The organism is Enterococcus sp. LJL90 (assembly GCF_056924355.1).
This window is the reverse complement of record NZ_JBXPBQ010000032.1, coordinates 1-4,154: the sequence shown is the minus strand read 5'-3', so window position 1 is coordinate 4,154 and position 4,154 is coordinate 1. Positions and strand designations below refer to the sequence as shown.

General features: G+C 36.2%; 3 protein-coding genes. All 3 read right to left on the bottom strand.

Translation table 11 applies throughout. From position 1 onward, the window contains the following. Positions 1-226: 226 nt before the first annotated feature. The 3 genes from AC1Z3S_RS19820 to AC1Z3S_RS19810 all read right to left on the bottom strand — a co-directional run bounded on the left by AC1Z3S_RS19820 (position 227) and on the right by AC1Z3S_RS19810 (position 4,148). Entirely contained in the window at positions 227-922 is a 696-nt protein-coding gene (locus AC1Z3S_RS19820) for a winged helix-turn-helix domain-containing protein (protein WP_461741809.1), read from the bottom strand. Positions 923-1,099: 177 nt separating this feature from the next. After that, a complete protein-coding gene (locus tag AC1Z3S_RS19815; protein WP_461741808.1) occupies positions 1,100-3,910 on the bottom strand; it encodes a BspA family leucine-rich repeat surface protein in 2,811 nt (936 codons plus the stop codon). Between the two features lie 139 nt (positions 3,911-4,049). Continuing rightward, entirely contained in the window at positions 4,050-4,148 is a 99-nt protein-coding gene (locus tag AC1Z3S_RS19810) for a hypothetical protein (RefSeq protein ID WP_461741810.1), read from the bottom strand. Positions 4,149-4,154: the final 6 nt, after the last annotated feature.

Here is a 4,154-nt window from a genome sequence, read left to right as displayed (position 1 = left end):
TAATAATTATTATTCAGATCTCACAGTCAAATCCTAGCTATAAAAATTGAGAAAGATAGATTTGCATAGTTTTGAATCAGGTCTTGATTTCGTTTAGGTTACCTATAATAAATAATTGTTCTTTTATTAATTTCTCCGCGAGTAATTTATATAAGATTGCAAAATTTATATAAACTAAATAAAAAGAGCCCTACTTTAGGATAAAATCCCAAAACAGGTTCTCTTTTCAATTTATATTGTTAAATGGTTCTATTTCGTCTGAAACTCTATAGCCTTTTTTCCAGTGTGTTTCGATACTTTGTTCTGTAAATCCATATCGAGCAAATTTCAGGCGAATCCTACTAACAATTTGAGAAAGTTGCGCCAAGTGTGAACTTGTCGGTTGACCATTCCACATTCGTTGGGCAACTTCTTTTCGCGTGAGAAATCCTCCCTTTTCATTGGATAATATTTCAAACAATTTTCTTTCTTTTGACGAGAAAGTCCCAATCGCTTCCATAAAAGTAACAGTTGATGCCAAAGTCCCACCTGGTTGACGTGCTTTTATTCCACTGAAATGTAACTGTCGAGAAGAGGACAGTAACTCTCTCAAATTTGACAAAGGAGAATACTTTGAGAATTGTGCAGTTAGTCCCAATTTCTGCCACTCTTCGGTTAACTCGTCATTTAAAGGAGGGATATCACAACGTAAAATGACACGGCCGGCTACTTGTCCCTTTCGTAAAATTGTGTCAACCATTTCATTTGTAAGAGTATCGCTAAAAATTACAACAGGAAAATTGAATACCAACGGGGAGTTATCTGTCATGAATGGCTCAACCAATTGTGTTGAGCAAAGAACTTCGTATCCTAAATAGTCTAAGTTTTCTTTCAATTGAGTATCTGCTGAAAGATTTGTCGTTAAAAGTAGTACTTGATTCATTTGTCTCTCCTTCTTTCAGTCTTATTAGATAATCATCATTTTTAAGCGTAACACCCAAGATGCACACATATGATTTACTCTTAGTTTAATCGTTATCGGCATTACAAAAAGGTGTATGGTGGTAGCTTTCATTCCTGATTATTCAGAAATATCTCAAATGTGTATAGTGATGAAACCTTATATGTTTTTAGTTGTAAGTAACCAGTCAATTTTTCCAGTATAGTCGCCTAAAAAATTTCGCTGTGTATTATAAACACTCATACCAATACCCGTGTTATATAATGGATTTTCCAACACTGTGACAAATTCTTGTGTAGGAAATTGTCCATTTTGAGACGCTAATTGCGTAGCACTAGGTGCTAAAATTTTATTTTTTTCTTTATTAGAATTTAGATAAAATAGATAGCCTTCTAAGGCTAAGCCGTCATTTTCTCTTTGAAAAGCGCTTGATAACTGAGCGCTAAGGGTCCATTCTACGTTACGATTTGTATTTAATATTTTAACATTTTTAATTTGACTATTCGTCGGATAAACGAAAGTCTCTTTAGCTAATAAATTTCGAGGATCCATATTACCAAAATTAAATTCATCAGGAGCTTCAACCAAGGTTGTCATAGGCTCATAATAAAAGGTGACTGTAAAGTTACTAGTAGGAACTGTAGTAGTTGACAAGGTCGTTCCTGTGCTAGTATCTGTTACAGTATAATCAGCTGTAGATTTTAACGCATTCCCTTCTTTTCCCAGATAGCCATCATATCCATAATACGTAATCTCTTGACTTGTAAAAAGAGTCTCGATTTCTTCTCCTATTGGGACAGAACGCGTTTCTGTATCGACTTTCGTTGACGAAGCAACTCCTGCTGCGTCGGAAAAAATAGACTTATTAACTGTTTCATCTGAATCCTTAAGTGTGCTATCTAAGTATTGAACAGTCATGGTTACCGTAGCTGCTCCCCAGACATACGTACCCGGATTTTTCCCATCATATTTGGCAAGAAACTCATTGGTCGTCCCGACTATAGATCCATCTTTTTGGTATTGCCAATTACCAGAATACTCATCAGTTGTACGGATACTTGGTAATTTTGATGTGTTTGATGTATCTAGGAATTTTGGACCAAGTGTGATTGATTTTAATACTGTTGTATTGACCAAAGCGGAGCTCATATTAGGCTTTAAAGTACTCGTATCAAAGTTACTTATATTTAAGCTAGTCAAACTGCTCATATTAGCAAACATACTCCCCATGTCAGTGACTTTGCTTGTATTAAAGTTACTTAAATCTAAACTAGTCAAACTGTTTACTCCATAAAACATATTATTCATATTAGTAACTTGACTTGTATCAAAACTCATCAAGTTCAGGTTCGTTAGTTCACTTGCCGTCATAAACATTTGATACATAGTAGTAACTTTGCTCGTAATAAAATTAGTCAGATCTAAACTGGTCAAACTACTTGTTCCAGCAAACATATATTTCATATTTGTAACCTGACTAGTATTAAAACTAGTCAGATCTAAACTGGTTAAACTACTCGCATTTAAAAACATACCTTCCATTGTGGTTGCGTTACTTGTGTCTAGATAGGTTAACCCTTCAATTGTTGTCAGATTACTTAAAGCCTTATTTGTTGATGTAGAACTATTGATATACCCACCAAATAGAAAAGCTGCATTGGCTGGTGTCTTTACTGCAGTTGTGAACACAATTTTTTTTATATCTGTACTAGAAATTTTTAACGCATCTGTTCGGTTCCATGGGGAGTCATCTGAGGTTGAAAACGTCCCCCCAGAAGTAAACGTTAACGTACCCGTGGTGCTATCAAATGTCCAAGGGACATCTCCCCAGAATCTTTGTTGCGGAGTATAGGTGATTGAGTCGGATACTATAGCATCAAATTTCTGATTATTGTATTCTTTAAACGATTTGACCGCAATTGTTAGGTTTGTTTCAGAAGCGGATGTACCTAGAGGAATTGTAATAGATGAAGTATCATCCATTGTATAATCTGTTCCGTTCACAGTCGCAACTGATCCTGCTGGATAAGCAGTTCCATTTGTATCAGCTAAATTTAATGTTGTGCTATATGTTGATCCAAATTCCTTAGTCACTTGGGGCTTATTTGTGACCAATATAGGTAGTGAGCCACTATCTATGCTCGCATATTGTTCAGCAGCGTTGCCTCCGATTGCAGCAGTTATAGAAAATGAATATTCTCTCATAGATTCTGGAATTGTTATTTTATAACCTCCAGCTGGTGTGATTAACAAAGTTTTATTTTCATCAGCGAAGGCTTCAAAACTAATTACTCTAGTAGTGTGATCATACTTAAATGTATAATAAATACGAGCATAGCTATTTGCTTTAGGTACGTTTGTCGTATAATACGGGGTTGTAGAAGACAAAGTTCCATTGGAATTTGTTTCCCAAATACCAACATAAGGAACAGCAGGATCACCAGAATTTCTGTAAGTGTCGAATACAAGTGCATATGCGTTAGGTAAGCCTGTTACCCCTAAACCACCACCAGAGTTCCCAACTTGATTAACAGCTCCTGTATGAAAAACAATTCCAAAACCATCAGGATTACTGGCCGAACTTTTCAGTGTAGCCGCTAGCCTTCCTGAAATCGTAAAGTCTGAATCCAGTTGTACTTTATTCTTTGAGTATATAGTTCCCGCAAAACCATATGAAGATCCCCCTGTCACATTTGGGGTTAGTAATGCTGCATCCGCCACCCACTTAGGATAACCATTATATCTCGTTGTATTCCCAGTAGTTCTTCCTGCCAAAGCAAAATTATTCTGGATAGTAGTTAGATCCGTATTTCCATTTGAATCTTTGTTTGTAACCTCTTGATATTCAGTCGTAACTGGATAAACAGTTTCTGAAGCCGCAATTACCGTGCTTGGTAAAAGCCACAGACAAAAAAGACCGACTGTACATGTTATGACCCATCTTAACTGTTCCCGTATCTTTTTCTTCATCTCTCTCCATCCTATCCGTCTATACTAGTGTTTCTGTGCGGGAATTTCTGTTTAAACCATGGATTGTTACAGTAACTTTCTCGCAATCCTTAAGACTTAATGATTACTTGAAAGTTGTACTGTTGTTACTGATTCGGAACTAAGCAGTTGGGCTATCTGTACCAGTGTCAGACAATACCCAAGTCACTGTACTCTTGTATTGATTGTTTTCTTTTGCGCTACCACCTTTAACTGTCAAGTTAAC

Coding starts and splice junctions, on each gene's coding strand:
- AC1Z3S_RS19815 (WP_461741808.1), bottom strand. CDS start 3,910: ATGAAGAAAAAGATACGGGAACAGTTAAGATGGGTCATAACATGTACA.
- AC1Z3S_RS19820 (WP_461741809.1), bottom strand. CDS start 922: ATGAATCAAGTACTACTTTTAACGACAAATCTTTCAGCAGATACTCAA.